Source organism: Pseudomonas sp. G.S.17 (assembly GCF_038096165.1).
GTDB lineage: Bacteria > Pseudomonadota > Gammaproteobacteria > Pseudomonadales > Pseudomonadaceae > Aquipseudomonas.
The window spans coordinates 2,884,596-2,900,917 of the sequence record NZ_CP151076.1 but is presented as its reverse complement, the minus strand read 5'-3'; the positions used below and the strand labels follow the sequence as shown (position 1 = coordinate 2,900,917).

The following is a 16,322-nucleotide window of genomic DNA, read 5'->3' as shown; positions in this document are numbered from 1 at the left end:
ACAGCCTGGCAAACCCTTTCGGAAATTCGCAGGTGAAGCATGACTGTTCTGCCGATTCCTCTTTTTGAGGCGCATGAGCGCTTCAAGAAACTAAATCTACAAGCGCTGGACGTCGAGCTGTCCGATATCCGTGCTTTTTTGGCGACTCATAACGATGGGACGGGCGCGATCCAAAGCTATCTAGCAGTGCGCCTGTTTTTGTCGAGATACGTCAAATTAGCGTCGTATCAGGCCCAGCGAAACAACATTGAGAAGCTTTTGAGCTGGTCGATTTGTATCGCTCGCAAACCGCTCACCGCGCTATGCCCAGACGACCTTGAGGAGTTTTTCGAGTTCTGCAGCAGTCCGCCCCAAGCGTGGATCAGCTTGAGGCCAGAAAAACGTTTTATGAAGGCAAATGACCGAAAACGTCATTCTCAGACGACCTATGTCATCAACAGCCACTGGCGCCCTTTCGTCTCCAACCTCGCGGTGCAAAATCTGTCGACTGATGGCTTACCCGAGTGCGAATCCAAAGGACACCAATACGCTGCGGTCTCAGTTAGCTTGCTGGCCATGACATGCCGGTCATTCTTTTTGTTTTTAGCGACAGAGGATTTGATCCGCGAGAACCCGATGCGCGAAATCAACCGGAGCGAGCGGTATGTTAGGCCGCGTGATGATTACAAGCGCCAGACCGTGTTCTCTGCTTCTGAGTGGGGTTATCTCAACCGAGCACTCGATCGATTGGTCACTCAGGATCGCAGCCATGAGCGCACGCGGTTCATCGTCATGTCCATCTATCACTTGCACCTGCGGGCCAGTGATTTCGCCAGCTGCAGCCGCACACTTAAAATGAGCGACTTCTTCTCTGACGTCGATGGTGCAGCTTGGCTCCCTCTAGGCGCGTCACGCGATGAACGGCAAATAATCAGCGTGGACGATGAGTATCTAAGCATTCACTTACCGCGCTACCGGCGTTATCTGGGGGAGGACTCACAGCCACTCTCCCGTGACCCTACACCATTGTTCGCTAGTCATCGCGGGCGCGCAGGTCTTGCCGCCAGGTATGTAAATGTGCTGTTTCAGGAGGTTCTTGATGTGGCAGCAAGCATCATGGTGGAGGACGGGCGGCCCGAAGACCAGGTAAGTAGGCTTGTAGCCGGATCCATAAAGTGGCTCCGCCATACCTCTGCCACCCTGAAAGCCGCCTCAATGACTGCCCTGCATCTCAACAGGGATCTGCGTATTGCGGATGTCGGAGCGACCGAAGAAAGATACTACAAAGGCCGGATAATCAGCTATCTGCATCCAGCAAGCGCATCTGATCACACCGCTTCCCCTTACACCAAGCAACAAGATCGACAAGCGATCGAATCAACAAAACAAATAGGTATGAGAGTCGTGTATGACAAACTCGTCAACAGGAATCAAGGCATATGATGAACGTCTCGCCAATCCCTTTTTTTGAAACGCAGTCCAGGTTCAACAAACTGAATCTGGACACCCTTGAGAACGAACAATCACAGGTACGTGCTTTTTTGTTGGCTCAGGATGCTGCAACAGATGCTCGCAAGTCCTACAAAGTGGTGCGGCTCTTTTTGTCCAACTTTCGTAACAACGGTTCTTATAACGTTTATCGTACCCAGATTGAGAAGTTGCTCAGTTGGTCAATCTACATCGCAGCGAAGCCCATTAACCTGCTTGACGCCAATGATGTCTATGAGTTCTTTGAGTTCTGTAATGATCCACCCACACATTGGGTTAGCGCCTACTCTCATCAACGGTTCACTCGCACCAATGGCCGCAAGCGTGGCTCTATAACTGCCTATATCATCAATTCTGATTGGCGTCCGTTCGTCGCGGCCTCTGCAGATGATTGCTCATCATCGGGAGATACCGCCCCCCTAGCTGATCTGCGCGTCCACAATAAAACGTCACTCCCACAACTGGCCTCGGTTTGCCGTTCATTTTTTTTGTTCCTTGGTGGCGAAGACTTGATGTCCATCAACCCTATGCAAGAAATTGACCGAAGTGGGCAGTATGTCCAGACTCCGGCAGCTGATGGCCCCCTAGGTGTATTTTCTCCAAGTGAGTGGCTCTACATCACAAAAGCCATGGACGATTTGATCGCCAAGGACAGCTCGCATGAGCGCACGCGCTTCGTCGTGATGTCTGCCTTTCACCTGCTTCTCAAACCTGGAGACTTTGACAAGTACAGTGGGACATTAAGGATGTCAGATTTTTTCTATGATGATGATGATCGCATGTATCTCAACTTGGGCGTCGGCGGTAAAGGTTTAATTACAGTTCAGGTTCCGGAGGATTACCGAACAATTCATCTGGCGCGCTATCGCCGTCATGTTGGCACTCATTTGATTCCTCTAGCTCGCGATTCGACCCCTCTTTTTTCTACTAACGCTGGTCGGCCAGGCTTGAGTCGCAGACATGTAAATCTCCTGTTCCAGATGGTTCTCGCAGAAGCAGCTGTTGCTATGGCAGACGACGGGTGCTCTGAAGAAGATATTCAAAAGATTAAATTCGGATCCATAAAATGGGTGCGACAGACGTCAATCAATGTGGGCACAAATCATACGCCGCTCCAAATCTCTAGCAGATCGGCGTAGCAAACCCCGGGTGATTCAGGATTGTTACGACATTGGCTTACTATGATCATGCCTCCCATTTCCGAGCCCACCTTCTTGAGGAAGGCACCAATTGGGCTTCCTCTGCCCTGACAGCACGACGCGTCCCAGAGCAGATATCCGATAATAATCGCTGCCCTTCTGGCTGATGGGGCCCTTTCTCAAAAGGATACTTAGCATCCGGATAAGCCACCGTCGAAACCCCATCATCAAGGGCCACGCCGTTTCTGGGCACCGTGATCTCAGCATAGGTTTCGCATAAATTTTGCGGTTGCCATTGGCGGTTGCAAGACTACATAAAGCACGCCTCCGACCTATGGTGTGCGCCCGGCGGCGGTATGGGCCGAACAACGATTGCCGTCCGAAGGCAAGGTTAGCTGGCGTATACAGAGCCTTGCTGAGGGATTCTTCATCCGTTCACCCCTTCTTGGACGAACGTGGCCTCTCGCTCTCCGTCCGCTAGCCTTGCTCTTTCAGGTCTCGCAACGGAAAACGCCACCGCTTGGGTTACCTCAGTCCGGATTCGGATCCGAAATAGCTATAGTCCGCGAAAACTAAGGTAACCGTTAGTTTTCAGGGATGACTCCGGTCACTGGCGCCCCACACAGATACCTGTAAACCAACTTTTTGCACAGTAAACCACTGCGGTTAACAGCATCGAAAATTGGTTTACAACCTCTTTTCTATCCTTCAGAGGCAGGGAACAGCGCGCGTTGGGTGAGCAGCAGCAACCCCAATAGGCTGGAGGCCTTGTCCTTACGGTTTTCGATAGCCTCCTCGAGCAGTGCCCGGGCGTCTTCCTGCGTGAGCTTTAGCGTACCGGTAGCCAGTGCAGCGGCAAACTCCAGGGCGGCATCGCCGTAAGTCCGCTCCCAGCGGGCAAATACCTTGGCGATGAACTCCTTCATCAGCTTGCTCAGCTCCGGGCTTGCTGAGTAGTCAAGCTCTGAAGGGAGACACGCCCGGAGGAATGACGCCTGTAGGACGTTGTCGTTAAACCGAAGGAAGCACTCCGGTGATAACACCACGGACTCATACCCCGTCGGCTGCAGCCGCAGATCATGATCTTCGTGTTCCCGAGCGAACTGCAGGACTGCAGCAATCGTAAAGAACACCGTACTTTGCGGTACGTTCGGACAGTCCTGGCCCACATTGCTTGAGGCGTCGAAGAACAGAAAGCCATCGGATAAGGCGAGCGCGCTGCCGTCATGTTTTGGCAGGAAGCTGTGCTTGTGCGCCATAACCAGCTCAGCGGCCTCATCAAGAGCCTGATGACGAACCTTGTCCGCGACTGCGGGCATGAAGCCGACGTCATCGACCTGCCCGGCAGAGGCAACCTTGGTCAACCGACTCCAGGCGTTCTCTTTCCCGTCATCTCCGATAGGCAGGCACAGCCAGTTAGAGAGGCCATACTCCCGGGGCGTGGGGTTCTTCATCAAGAAAGTTTTGAGAAGTGTCCAGGCTCTCGCGCTCTGTGGAATCCCGATCGGTGCAAGGAACCTGCGCGGCACGGTCGCTTCCATGTAGGCCCGAAGATCACGACTAATCTCTCTCAGGATGCCGCCATCGCGCGCAACCACTGTCGCGACCAGCACCCCGGAGACGGTTTTGAAATCGACTTGATCAAGCTCGCTGTAAGGCACGCATCGGATTGACTTGGTCGCGCCCCATTTCTCGCTGAGCATCTCATGGGCCACCTCGCCGAGTTTCTTCGACCCGTCATCGTCGGCGTAGACGATCAGGTTTGTCGCCATGGAGACCGACCAGTCGATTTCAGCGGCAAGCCATTTTCTGAAGGCAGCGTCCGCCAGTAACAGATCAGGATTGAGCGTCAACAGCTTGCGAGGCTTGCTAGACTTGTTGAATCCATCAATTCCTCCCATACCGAAGTACTTGTGGAATTTGGCCAGCCGCTTCGGGTCATGCTTCAAGGATATCGTGATCGACTTGGGTGGCTTGGATTTCGCCGAGAAGTTCTCCCCTATGATCTCAATCAGCGTGTAGCCTTCCTCCGCCTTGACCGGCAGTGGGTAGTCAATGTCATCCAGGGCGACCAGCACACCCCCGTATCGGTCATCCGCCGTGCGATCGATCAGTGTGGCAACGCACTCCTCTGCGAAGCCCTGCTCACCCATCTGCTTGGCCATACCGCCAGATGTGGAGGCTGATACCACGCAGAAATACTCACCAGCCGGCGGGTAGATGGTCTTGAGCCGCTCGTAGGAGTGGAAGCTCATGACTTCGGCCTTGCTGTCCAAGCGAGCGAGCGCATTTTTCACGAATGCGTAGATGCCCATGGTGTCAATGTACACCTTGTCAGCCTGGCGCAGCCTGGCAACGTACTCGAGTGCAATCGCATACCCCACCACACACACCTCGGCCTCATCGCTCGCCAGTTCCCTGGTTTGGATGAACACATTGTTGAGCGTGCCGGAGGGGTGCTTGAAGGAATGCGCGGACGGCGCTGAATGAATGACGTTGTTCTTCTCGATCAGCGTGCTCAAGCCATCCCTCAAGAGAGCGCTCGGATCATGACGGTAGACAAGCTCATTGCCGCCCAGCACATGAGGGATGAAGCTCGCACCATTCCACTCCAGGAACACGTATTCATGGACACAGACACGCGAGTTTTTCTCGCCACGCTTCAGGAGGTTGGCCAGGCGGTCTTGGTCGTCAGCCCAACCGCTCTTGAACACAGATAACTGATCAGACGTCCCCAGGATGTAGACGCAGTCAGGTAGATGCCGTTGGGCCTTCAGCGCTGCCTCGATATCAGTGAAGACATGCTGAACCGATAGCTCGGAATTGTTGTAGCAGACGACCAACGCTTCATGACTGCCATAGGAGTCGCTTACAGCAGACATCCATTGATAGAAACGCTCCATTACATGCCCCTCAATGGAATCATGATGGTGACAACAGCCCCTGCAACGGGCGCCAAGTCGGTGGTGTCCCAATCTCTGAAATCGTCAGGGTGACGGTGCTGATCGTTCTCTTCGAACTGGTTGTAGATGCACAGCCGACCGGAGCGGATCCGGATCAACCCGCCCACCTTGCGAAGCTCGTTCAGGATGGCCGGTAGGCCGATGCCCGCAGCGTCCAGAGTCTTGCTGGACTGGCGTGGCTGCAGGCATTTGAGCAGGTAGTCTCGCTCTTCCTGGAGCGACATCTCATGCACCGCTCTGCCGCTAAACCTGGAGGCAAATCCGGGGCCTGAGTCGAAGAAGCTGATGTGCAATGCGCGCAGGCTGGTCTTGTTGTTTTCGGTGGTGGACGACTCTCGCTGCCAGTAACGGCGCAAGTCCTCACTACCGTCAAAATCTTCAGCAAAAATCTCGTCCTCCAGTCGCTTCCATCCGACCATGACGCCTTCAACATGGGCGACATACGCATGGCCCAAGTGGTCTGAAGTCGCGTGTTCCTGGGTGTTGGATACAAGCTCAGAGCAGAGCAGGCCTAAGCTTTCGAGGAGAGAATCCGGGACACTGGTGCGCCCGCTCTGCTTGTTGACGAAGTCAATGAGTCTGCGCATCTCAGTGGTCATTTCGGACGCAGGCTTCACCTTGTCTTCCGCGCTAAAAAGCGGTCGCAGGTGCTGAACCTTAGATCCTGCAACACAGATCAGATCGACGACTCGGCCGTTGACGACGTCCTCGTACCTGCCGGCGTCCATGGCCTGCATTCGTTCGACCGACTCCTGAAAGACCTCTCGGCGATTGAATGTCTGCTCGCCCAGCCGGACACCCTTGGAAAGGCGCAAGGCCGCAATACCTGGCGAACAGTTAGCGAGGTTGCGCAGCAACGTTTTAGCATCGGCCTGCGGATTAAAATCCAGGTAATCGCTCTGCAACTGCTGCCGGGCCAGAGTAACGATCAGTTGCAGGCGTGCGGCATCATGCATGGCGCCATGCCGCGCACTGAGCATGTCTGCCTGAATGAGAAACCTCTCACCCTGGCTGTCGCTGATCTTGCGAATGGCTGCTTCGATGTCTTTGAGCGTACGCGTCTTGCCAAGGTTGATAGGTTTCAAGCCTGTGTCTCCAATCAAACGTCCGCTTTATCCTCAGCTCTAAGAAGCAAGGTTTTAATCTTAGGCTCTGGCTTCCAGTAATTCGGGCCTTTGAGGAACTTCCCGTTCTCGTCGTAGATAGGCTTTCCATCTGCTCCCAGTTTGCTTTCGTTGCTGTCCATGATGACGTTCAGGACGTCCTCCAATGGCAACCCGTATTTCAGGGCCTCAGACCGGCAGTAAACCATCACATCGCCCAGCAGGTCGGCAATGGCAACCTTGATATCGATCTCGGCTTCACCTTTCTCGATCTTCTCGACGATTTCATCGATCTCATGAAGTTCAGCCATTAGTGTGACCTTGAACTTCCTGAGCTTGTCCGCAGGATCGGCCAGAAGCGTGGGAACGCTGTTTATCGGCAGCTTATACATCTGATTCATGGCATGAATGCGGTCTTTGAAAGGCTTACTCATGAATGTTTCCTTCTCGATAAGTCAAAAGTGGTGAGTCCGCTTTGCATGATGCAAGACGCAAAAAATCATTGGGGAAGCTTAAGCGCCGCGACGACTGGACATGGTGGGTTTGACAGGCGCGTGGCTGCCTGGCTGGCATTGAGGCCGCGAGGTAACGCTGGGGGGCTGGCGTCTGGGCAATCCATGTGCGATTGAAAAACTCATTGTCTATCACTACTCCATTAGCCCAGGACGCCAGTCAAGAAATCAAGGTACCAGAAGCATACTGGAGAGCTCGAACAGCGGCGAGCCTTAAACAAACAGCGTGCGCGTGCGTCCAAATACATCAAAATCCAGCGTTGCCAGTTAAAAAACCATCGAGCGACATTTACGGAAACCTAGCGGTTACCCTCCTCCGTAATCGAGAACGGCCGGCCTATCGATCGCGTGGCGGATCCAGTCTAACCGTTGGTCTATACCCTTGATGAGCGCCAAGCCCTGGGCCACGAAAGCATTGCGGGTAAAAGGGGCCTGCTCAAGGTTACTCAGGCGACAAACCCATGCTCTAAGCGCATGATGAGCTCAATCACCGTATCAGTCTCCAGCCTGGTTGCGACCATGCTGGCAGGAGCTTTGCCATCAAACGCTTTGTGTGGGTGAGACATCAAGCGCATCGCCGCATCAAGATCGCCGCTGTACAAGCTCTTAGCTGCTTCGAGCACTTCTAGGTAACGTTCGTGTTGATCAGGGGACAAAGTGCTCATGTGAAAGCAGGCTCCGCTTTGGCTATGCCTCACGCCGGGCATGTGGCTGCGTCGAGCCGTGATTATGGTCGATTGCTGGGCGAGCGTCTGCTGACATTTGCGACGCGCCATCGCTGATGTGCATGTAGCGAAAAAGCGCGCTAAAAGCACGAGGCCTTACACGACCAAACTCGGTGAATCTGGGATCGTTGGCCCCATCTACTCCGTCCGTTCGGTGGTAAGTCGGTACATTCGCTATCGATCTGACAACATCCTGGAGTTTCGCCGCCTCAACATCGCTGGCCAGGACGTAGCGTACGACAGCATTTTCAAATGCGTTTGGGAGCAGGATCTGAACGACCTCCCCGACCACCCCGTCATCTACTATGGCTGGGCGTACATTGACCGCACCAGAAAAGACGATGCGTACCGGATCAAGTTCAAGAAATGCTTGGTGCGCGGAACCGAAAGCCTAACAACCTCAAGCTCGTCTCGGATGCGCTCGTCGACCGCTACAGGTCAAGAACCTCATGGCAACCAGGCTTTCAAAGGCCTCTCAGGAGCCTAAACCGACCGCATTCGTGTTCCTGTACGGACAGCCCACAGTAAGTACATCGAATGGGACAAGCTAGACCAATTTCGAGCTGAAGAACTTGGACATGATTGACGTCAATTACGACTGTCCATTGCCTTCCAAATACGACAGGTAGCCTGCGACTCCTGCGCAGCCCCCAAAGCACACGACGGTTGCTAGGTCGGGGCTGCTATCTGCTAGGCCAGCCCACGCTTGGGAACGCTATTAGATCCAGCAGTGGGATGTTGAGGTCAAGGCGCCAGCGGTACCTACGATGTACTTTCAAAATCGCCCGGAGGCGGCCCGGGTGGGGGGGCGACGGGACGAGCCTGCCTACCAGACTTCGTCCAGATCGGAGTCGTCGTCTGCAAACAGGTCTTGGGAGCCAGCTGGCCGCGCGCCCGTCTCTGGCTCATCCTCATCGCCCTGGTCGGTGGAATCAAAGTACTCTTCATCCATGTCATCGAAGTCAAAGTCGTCTTCGATGGCATCGTCGGAGTCGAAATCGATGTCGTTGGGGGCGGATTGCTTAAGCTGGAAGATGGGCGGAAGCTCAGCCTTTTCGCTATAAAAGCCCAGGCCAGCCTCCAGCATCTTTGCGAAGCATTCTTCACCCTGGATGAATTCAAGAATCATTTTTTTGAGCTTTCGCCGTTGGCTTGAATACTACGCTGCACTAATTCCGAAACATGAAGCAGGCCTTCTTGACCGGCGTGACATGATGAGCCTGCTTTGGCCGACCATTTTTGCGTTCGGTGCGAGTGTTACCTTGAGAATGATCCATTGTGCTCTACCGATCGTTGCACTGGAAAAAATCTTGATGGGCGCAGCCCCGTTCGGTTGCCTCGTGAAAGCGTTGTGTACTTGGGGTGCAAAGGACTACGCAAAGATCTGCGAGTACCGTGCAGCCACGAACGACATGGATCTCGACAATTGCAGAAACCTTCCCGATGGGTGGCTGAACGGCCCAGGCGTTCCGAATCTAGATAGGGCGGACGAGATATTGCGAGCGCTGGGCCTGGGCCTGGGCTTGGAGTTCAGCCCAAAACTGTGGATTTTGGCAGCAAGGCTGCTGGGAAGGACGCCTAAGGAGTCTCGCGAGGCAATCGCGAATTTCCTGACGACGCCCCAACATGCGAAAGCGCGGAAACGTTCTGCGCGAAATTTTCGCCGCTGCGCAACGCTTCGGGTGCCCGATCACGGAGCCAGAACGACAGCTTGACATCACATAGCCGCGAGGCTGTTGATCCAATTGGCGTTTAGCCACCGGCCCGTACAACAGCTCCAGCAGACGCGCAATTTCCCGCCAGTAACGGTACTTATCGGCGGAAAACTCAATAGATACTCCCTTTCCAGCTCTGAGCTCTCGCGAGCGCCGGAAGGATTTTCACTCAGGCTGGGGACGCATTCGATTACTTCGCCGTTCCAGTAGCAATTGTACGCGCCGGAGCGGCCGCGATTGGTACTGCACTCAGAATACGTTTGAGCTCGATACCCAGTGCCTCCCCTTCTGACTCAGTCCCGATTTGCCAAGCTCCGACCCCATAGTCCGCATGATAGGTCGGGCTGACAAGCGACATTACTTTGTCTGCCCGAGGTATCAGCAGCAATGAAACGTCAGGCTTGATGCCCTTCCACCGGAGACTGTCGTGATAAATGTGCGCTGACTCCATCGCATCCAGGACGCTGGCGCGGGCGCTGCGATACTTTGCGTCGAAAACTACGAAGCGCTTCGCCGAATGCGAGTCCAACGTCACGACGATATCCGGATATCTCTCTCGCGATAAACTTTGGAAACCGCGATGCGCAGGCTGATCAATCGCTGGGCATCGGACTTGGTAACACACCTCAACTGTCACATCAGCCGCTTTTCCCCGCCATACGATTTCTCTAAAGCCCAACGATCGATATTCACGACTCCAGACGAGTTCAGGAAGCTGACGTTGCAGCTGTGAGACTACCGTCACAAAGCACCACCGCTCGTAGATCTCCCATGTTGGACTAATCCACAGCGTCTCATCAGGATCCTTTCCCAACCACCCTGAACGCAACGCGTACCAACCAAACCGATAAGCTCGCGCATATGCAGGGTGAGCAGAGATCGCATTCAATCCTGCAGCCGATAGACGTCTGGCAGTCACGATACAGAAAGGTCTCGCGCGTTGAAGCCATTCAAGCTTGCGAGCAAGCGACTCGGTGAACGCAATTCGACGTACGAGCCTTGGCGTTAACGCTGATCGGGTTTCGCTGACCATCTCAGTTGCAGCGGCATGTTGAAGTCCCCTCACCACCTGCCGGCAACGTCTAAGAACATCGAAGAGAACAAGTCCAACGGCCTGATTCGCCGGGTTGTCCTCTTCCTCGTAAGATCTGCTGACCTCAAAGCGTACAGTGTTCAGGGCCGGACGCTGAGTACTAGCAGGATGCAACAGTGCCTGCCCCGTCGGCCCTCTGAGTGCCCTATGGACGGATGCGGAGTCCAACCGCTTGACCGTGTGGGCACTCACCGAGGTGCGGTCGCTCTTCAAGGTTGTTAACGGCCGCTGAGATATCTGTTTGAGCGCGCGGTGAAGCCGATCCCCATAGCGTCTCAGCCTCGCATACTGCAGATGCGGGTTGGTTAGTGCTCCATCATGGCCAATTCCAAACTGAGCCTCTTCTGTGCCCAGAACCAGAGCCGGGTCGAAATCCAGAATCGCCTCAACCATGGCAGCGAATGCCTGGCCTCCGAGCTTATTATCAGCTGCTGAAACGTCCAGCCGGTAAATGGCGGCAGTCCGCCCCTGGTCATCCAGAAGCTCTGCCGCGACCTCTCCTGCATAAAAGCCTGGCGACCATAACCACGCACACACGCCGTTTTGGTCGACCGTCTCGATCAAGACGTCATCAATGTATAAGGAAAACCCTTCAAGCGCGGTAAAACGATAAGCCTTCTTCTCCATGAAACCTGGGTTCAACTGACCTGGGTGCACGTCAAATCGAGCATCGCCCTGCTCTACCTGCAAGATGATCGACATGGTCTACCGCCAGAATCTAGTCGAGCCGGAGTGAGCCAGGTCGTCGGCCATTTCTTTAACCTTGCGCAGCGACATACCCAACCCCGCATCTTTGAGCGTGGCATGTAGCAAAGTGAACACCTGCTGAAGTCGAGGGCTGTCTTCACCGCGCAACTTGGGGAGTATCTTCGAATAAATGGCATGGTCGAGTGCACGTGAGAACTCGATGACACCACCCGCCTGCGTTTGCTGCAGATAGCCAATCACGTCGTTGAGCGTGCGCCACCCGAAATGCAGTCGAGCTGGACGAAGCACATCCATGAGTGAGGACATGAGATTTCTGACTATTGAAATCTGTTCATCCTCAAGCGAGCTCTTCTGCCAGCCAGGAAATGCTTTGACCTCAATGTCCCAAAACTCGATCACAGACGCTCGATCAAGCACCTTGTCGCTCAACCCATGAGTGGTCTCATCCATGTTCACGGTGCCGATGATCACGAGGTTGCTCGGATACGGAATGCCTGGAGGAACACCATCGATCTCGTCGACTTGACCGTGAAAGACGATCGTTTCACCGGTTTCCATCGCTGAAAGTAGAGGCGCCAGATATTGTTCCGGATGAGAGAGGTTCATTTCATCAAGAACCAGTGTGTAGGGCTTCGTCGGGTTGGCGCTTGCCTGCAGGAGAAAATCCAGAACGCCAGTACGCACATACGCGTCTGACTCCAGCGGATTAACGTAGCCCAGCAGACTCGTGTAGTCGTGCCAGCCTGGCTGGACAGGCACGATCAGCAACCCTTCACTTGGCTCGGGATCGTCCTGCCATAGACTCAGCGCATAGTTACGGGCAAGTTGCGTCTTTCCCGCGCCGCTCAAGCCTGTCAGCACCGCGAAATGACGCCTCGGGTGCCCCCACAATCCAGCATCAAGCTGTCCGATCAACTCCTCTGGAAAGCGAAACTCTTGATCAAAGCGGTCAATCACGGCGCGTAGCTTCGGCCGCTCAATTTCGATATCGAGCTGGACTGGGGCTACTTGAGCTAAGGACGGGCTGAGACCTGGAATGCTCGCAAGACCCTTAGGCTCCCAGTGAATGCGATTAACCCACTGCTTACCCCTTTCGGTAAGGCTGAGCACTTTCTCGGAGATCGTGACCAGATCAAGGTACCTGAACCAACCAATAATCGCTGATGGGGCGAAATCAGTCGTCCATCCTGGGTTTGCCTTTCTGAGTGTGAGGATGGCGTCACGGTTAGATAACGGTGTGTCACGCAATGCCGCTAGCAAATAGTCAAACCCCAAGATGCGGGTGATCATCCAGTCAATGATCTCATCTGGATCACCCGACTCCAGGAATGCCTCCCCGCGGGGTGTCAACTGCATGTTGCTTGCGTTGGCACGCAGCACGCCCCATTCGGCAATCAGAGCGTTCAGCTGAGTGTTGCAAGTCGACGTTTTTGATTGAGGGTTGATCGATTGCAAGTGTTGGATGAAGTCTTCACGAGTGCATCCATCTGTTGCAAAGTCGATCATGCTTTGAATGGTGGCTGGGCCTCCGCCAATCGCCAGCAAACCGCGCCTCCTTCTCTCAGGGGGCAAGGGCTTGAGTACTTCGTCACCTGTCTCCAGGTCGGATATTTCGGTGGCTTCGCCTTCTGGGTTCTGAACATAGTTGACGAACAGCAGCCAAGGCAGCGTCAAGCGTGAGACCCCCTCCCTTGAATAGACGTCTACCACCTCACCCAGCACGTCATCTAACCGGTTCAATACGAGTCGGTGCAGATGACGCCTCTGACCGCTCAGTGGAATCCCCAAGGCATGAGCCAGCTCGCGCAGTTTTCGATGATGCGCTATCGACGTAAATGCACCCGGACAAAGCAATGCGAAAACTCTGTACATCTTCAGTCGAGGGTTTCTTTTGGTCAGCCCAGCAACTGCGGACGCAATCTGAGCCCAAGCGTCGGCGATGAGCATTTCACTCTCAGAAGGATCGCTCGTCTGCGCGAACTTTTGCTTCAGATGCCAGAGGCTCTCTGCGATGGCCGAATTTTCGGCGACCGCAGAAATGTTGATGCGCCCCATGCCGGTTGCCGAAACAGCCTCGGTGTCCCAGAGCGCCAGTTGGAAGTCCTTGCTTAAGAACTCTTCATGAGACACATCCCTGACACGCACCAACCACTGCTGGAATTCGGTGATCCAGCTTTGATTACCCGCCAAGGACATTACCTGCTCCTGAAGACTAATACATGCAGCCTTCAGCTGTTCGTCATCCTTAAGATCCAGCAAGTCCATTCTCCACCAACGATATTTAGATGGCGAGATAATGTCACTGCTGCGGGCTGGAAGCCAGATCCCATCTTTGCCGTAGCGGGAGGTAAGCGAGAGCATTTCACTATCCCTCACCCTGCATGCCCTAGTCGTAGGCTGACGCACCGGCTTGATGGGTTAGCCATTATCCTGAAGCTAGACAATCCACCGTCGATTTGCCGACAAATTGCCACTAGACATCATCCCTCAACCTCCGTAGCGTTCTGGCCGCATAGGGTTGCAAGACATTCATTATTCAAGGAACGTGTGATGGGCGAATGGTCAAAGAAGCTGGGCGAGCGTGGTGAACACATCACGGAGTCGCTGCTCAACCTGATTGGTTGGAAGGCAGCACTCAAGGGACACGAGTTCGACTGTGTGAAACCTGTCCTCCACAGCACGACCGGCAACCCCAGAAAAACCCATGGTGCCGATTTTGTCTTCAGCTGCCTATCCCCATTGGAGGACGGCGTCCTCAAGCACCTCGTTATTTCTTCGAAATTTACATCCGGCCCCTACCCAACTTCTCCTGGCCCATTATTCAAAGACAATTTCACCGACCTTGCAACGACAGTCGAGTGCTTCAATCGCTCACCGTTGAAAAAGTCGATCAACTCGGGCTATACAGGCGCGAGCGGTCAGTCGCTCGCTGGCATCCTTTGCTGGTTCAGTGCGGCATCGGACGCAGAGGAGGATGTGGTCAGTCAAGTAGCGGGGTCGCGAAACCTCGACAGCTTCAACTACGGCACCATCTACGTCATTGATAATTACCGAGCTAGCTTTCTGTTCGACACCATTACGTACGCGAGAAATCGATTCGGTGCAGAAAATGTTCGTTTCCTCTACCCCTCTACTGGGAAAAACGTAAGCCCCATCGAGAGGATCACAAACGGGACGATACTGCCTCCCGAATACCTCAACAGTGGCTTGATCCCCTTCTTCATCCAAGAGCATGAAAGGAAATCACTGCTAATCTGCTGTCAGGATCCTTTCAGCCTCGAAGCGGTAAAACGCATGATTGGCTTCTCGATGGAAATCGCCATGGAATTTCCTCACAAGGTGGCCCTCGCGTTCCCTGACTACAACTACGTAGATCATGAGGAAATTGCAGACATTGCGAGGCTGTCAATTGCGAACAAGGAGTTCGCTTCAATCGTCGAATTCGAATCCTACCAAGCAGATTTCAGGGGGTGATGCAGTGAGTAATCAAAATATTGACTCTATCCTTCCCCAAGGTGAAGCGCTGCGTACCTACCTTGCTCAGCCTTACATCAGTGCCGGCGACATCAAACACGTTCTGAAGAGCCGAGGCGTCTTCATCAACAGCTCAGAGAAAGAGCATTCCATCCCTGCTCTTACACTGTCTTTGGTACGTCCGAGCGAGTTTTCCAAGCTTCAGCTTGCCTACACGACCAAGGAAGACAACCCCAAGATCACCACCCAGACGATCAAGTGGCAAGGTGATGATGCCTTGTTGGACGCGATCCCTGACGTCATGGATGTCAACAAGCTGCTGGATCTTGAGTTCGTAAACTTCAAGGTCTTGGGAACGCCAGAATTCTACCCAGTCAACAGAGACCTCGACACGATCCGGATGGACTACCTGCTAGAGCGAACTGACCGCTCCAAGAGCTGGGCTGACTCGCGCAAAAATTTTAAAGGGTCCATCGAGATCAAGAAAAACAAGGCTCAGGACGAGCTCATCCTGATCTTCACGCACACTGCACCGGAAACAAAGACGACAAACAAGGCGATGTCGAAGCATCTGATTTCACATTTCAAGTCGGTCAAGCAGATCAGTGAGAGTGAGCAGGCGACCTCGATTCGTTTCTGCGATTTCACCAACCAGAACAGGTTCAATTACCTGTTAGGGCTCACGCAACACAGCAAATTGGTCGCACTGTCCTTTAAGGAGGTTGTCGATATCGGGATCTCGCCCGACCCAGACATCCTACTCCCGGCAGCCTTGGACTGGATGAAGGAAAAAATTCGAAACCTGGACTTGAAGGGCTTTAGCCTTGAGCACTCAGACTTTCTCTCAGAAGTGTCTTACCGCCCTAGCCTGTTCCTGCACAGGATCGATGCCAAATTCCGATTCAGCACCTCGGGTCTCGATGGTGATTGCGTGATCTCGCTGGGCTTCCCAGAATTTTCTGCGGGCCAGAAGAAAGACAGTGAGATTGAATTGAGGATTAAGCAGATTAGCTTCGATAACACGGGCAGGTCTATCGACAAGAATGATGCCAAGGAAACGATACTGAAGGAGTTGGAATCCGAGAAGATTGAGACTTTCAAGACCCTGTCGATTCCTGCCGGCGTTGCCGTGGCGTCTTAGTCTTGGTCTGTAAGGCTACGATGAGCTGGCTGAGGGGAGGCGCCCGCCGAGCGCTCCCTCCAACTCCAGCATTAAGGGCAAGTGTGTCCCTATTTTTTGTGGACGCGATCACCGTATCCTGAATCGGCAAAACCACGCTTCTCGGTACTCCTCTGTCGTCACCGATCAAGGTGTGGAAGTGTAGGGAGAGGCTGCGTTGCTGTCTCACATCGTCCAGCACTGTAGCTTCACGGTCGCGGAAATCCAGTCACCCTCTCTCACTTGGGAGATCTCCCTCGCCTG

At 54.0% G+C, this 16,322-nt stretch carries 13 protein-coding genes; 6 read left to right on the top strand and 7 right to left on the bottom strand.

From position 1 onward, the window contains the following. Positions 1 to 39: 39 nt before the first annotated feature. Positions 40 to 1,422, top strand: a complete 1,383-nt coding sequence (locus tag AABC73_RS13385) for a hypothetical protein (protein ID WP_341523991.1) — start codon at positions 40 to 42, stop codon at positions 1,420 to 1,422. Next, complete coding sequence (locus AABC73_RS13380) at positions 1,419 to 2,606, top strand: hypothetical protein (RefSeq protein WP_341523990.1); 1,188 nt, start codon at positions 1,419 to 1,421, stop codon at positions 2,604 to 2,606. The genes AABC73_RS13385 and AABC73_RS13380 overlap by 4 nt, the downstream gene beginning before the upstream one ends. A 701-nt stretch (positions 2,607 to 3,307) precedes the next feature. Here the strand turns inward: AABC73_RS13380 and AABC73_RS13375 are convergent. The 4 genes from AABC73_RS13375 to AABC73_RS13360 all read right to left on the bottom strand — a co-directional run bounded on the left by AABC73_RS13375 (position 3,308) and on the right by AABC73_RS13360 (position 7,849). Beyond that, on the bottom strand, positions 3,308 to 5,509 hold the full coding sequence (locus tag AABC73_RS13375; RefSeq protein ID WP_341523989.1) for a hypothetical protein: 2,202 nt from the start codon (positions 5,507 to 5,509) through the stop codon (positions 3,308 to 3,310). Beyond that, positions 5,509 to 6,672: a hypothetical protein gene (locus AABC73_RS13370; RefSeq protein ID WP_341523987.1), complete on the bottom strand. Its 1,164-nt coding sequence runs from the start codon at positions 6,670 to 6,672 to the stop codon at positions 5,509 to 5,511. Before AABC73_RS13370 ends, AABC73_RS13375 begins: the two co-directional genes overlap by 1 nt. Next, a complete protein-coding gene (locus tag AABC73_RS13365; RefSeq protein ID WP_341523986.1) occupies positions 6,669 to 7,106 on the bottom strand; it encodes a pyrophosphatase in 438 nt (145 codons plus the stop codon). The genes AABC73_RS13370 and AABC73_RS13365 overlap by 4 nt, the downstream gene beginning before the upstream one ends. A gap of 524 nt (positions 7,107 to 7,630) precedes the next feature. Continuing rightward, entirely contained in the window at positions 7,631 to 7,849 is a 219-nt protein-coding gene (locus AABC73_RS13360; protein WP_055002584.1) for an MbcA/ParS/Xre antitoxin family protein, read from the bottom strand. Between the two features lie 118 nt (positions 7,850 to 7,967). Between AABC73_RS13360 and AABC73_RS13355 the strand changes: the two genes are divergently transcribed. Next, positions 7,968 to 8,396, top strand: a complete 429-nt coding sequence (locus AABC73_RS13355; RefSeq protein ID WP_341524237.1) for a hypothetical protein — start codon at positions 7,968 to 7,970, stop codon at positions 8,394 to 8,396. Between the two features lie 339 nt (positions 8,397 to 8,735). Here the strand turns inward: AABC73_RS13355 and AABC73_RS13350 are convergent, their stop codons facing one another. After that, positions 8,736 to 9,038 carry a hypothetical protein gene (locus tag AABC73_RS13350; protein WP_341523985.1) on the bottom strand — a complete coding sequence of 101 codons (303 nt, stop codon included), beginning with the start codon at positions 9,036 to 9,038 and terminating at the stop codon, positions 8,736 to 8,738. A 4-nt stretch (positions 9,039 to 9,042) separates the two neighbouring features. On the opposite strand from AABC73_RS13350, the gene AABC73_RS13345 reads away from it, so the two are divergent. Further along, on the top strand, positions 9,043 to 9,624 hold the full coding sequence (locus AABC73_RS13345; protein ID WP_341523984.1) for a hypothetical protein: 582 nt from the start codon (positions 9,043 to 9,045) through the stop codon (positions 9,622 to 9,624). 190 nt (positions 9,625 to 9,814) lie between these two features. On the opposite strand, the gene AABC73_RS13340 is transcribed toward AABC73_RS13345, so the two are convergent. Continuing rightward, entirely contained in the window at positions 9,815 to 11,419 is a 1,605-nt protein-coding gene (locus tag AABC73_RS13340; protein WP_341523983.1) for a nuclease domain-containing protein, read from the bottom strand. 3 nt (positions 11,420 to 11,422) lie between these two features. Further along, positions 11,423 to 13,786, bottom strand: coding sequence for a hypothetical protein (locus tag AABC73_RS13335; RefSeq protein ID WP_341523982.1), 2,364 nt, complete (start codon positions 13,784 to 13,786; stop codon positions 11,423 to 11,425). Between the two features lie 189 nt (positions 13,787 to 13,975). Here AABC73_RS13335 and AABC73_RS13330 point away from each other — a divergent pair, with 189 nt between their 5' ends. Next, positions 13,976 to 14,899: a hypothetical protein gene (locus tag AABC73_RS13330; RefSeq protein WP_341523981.1), complete on the top strand. Its 924-nt coding sequence runs from the start codon at positions 13,976 to 13,978 to the stop codon at positions 14,897 to 14,899. A 4-nt stretch (positions 14,900 to 14,903) separates the two neighbouring features. Next, positions 14,904 to 16,040 (top strand): hypothetical protein, encoded by a 1,137-nt coding sequence (locus AABC73_RS13325; RefSeq protein WP_341523980.1) that lies wholly within the window; start codon positions 14,904 to 14,906, stop codon positions 16,038 to 16,040. The last annotated feature ends 282 nt before the right edge of the window (positions 16,041 to 16,322 follow it).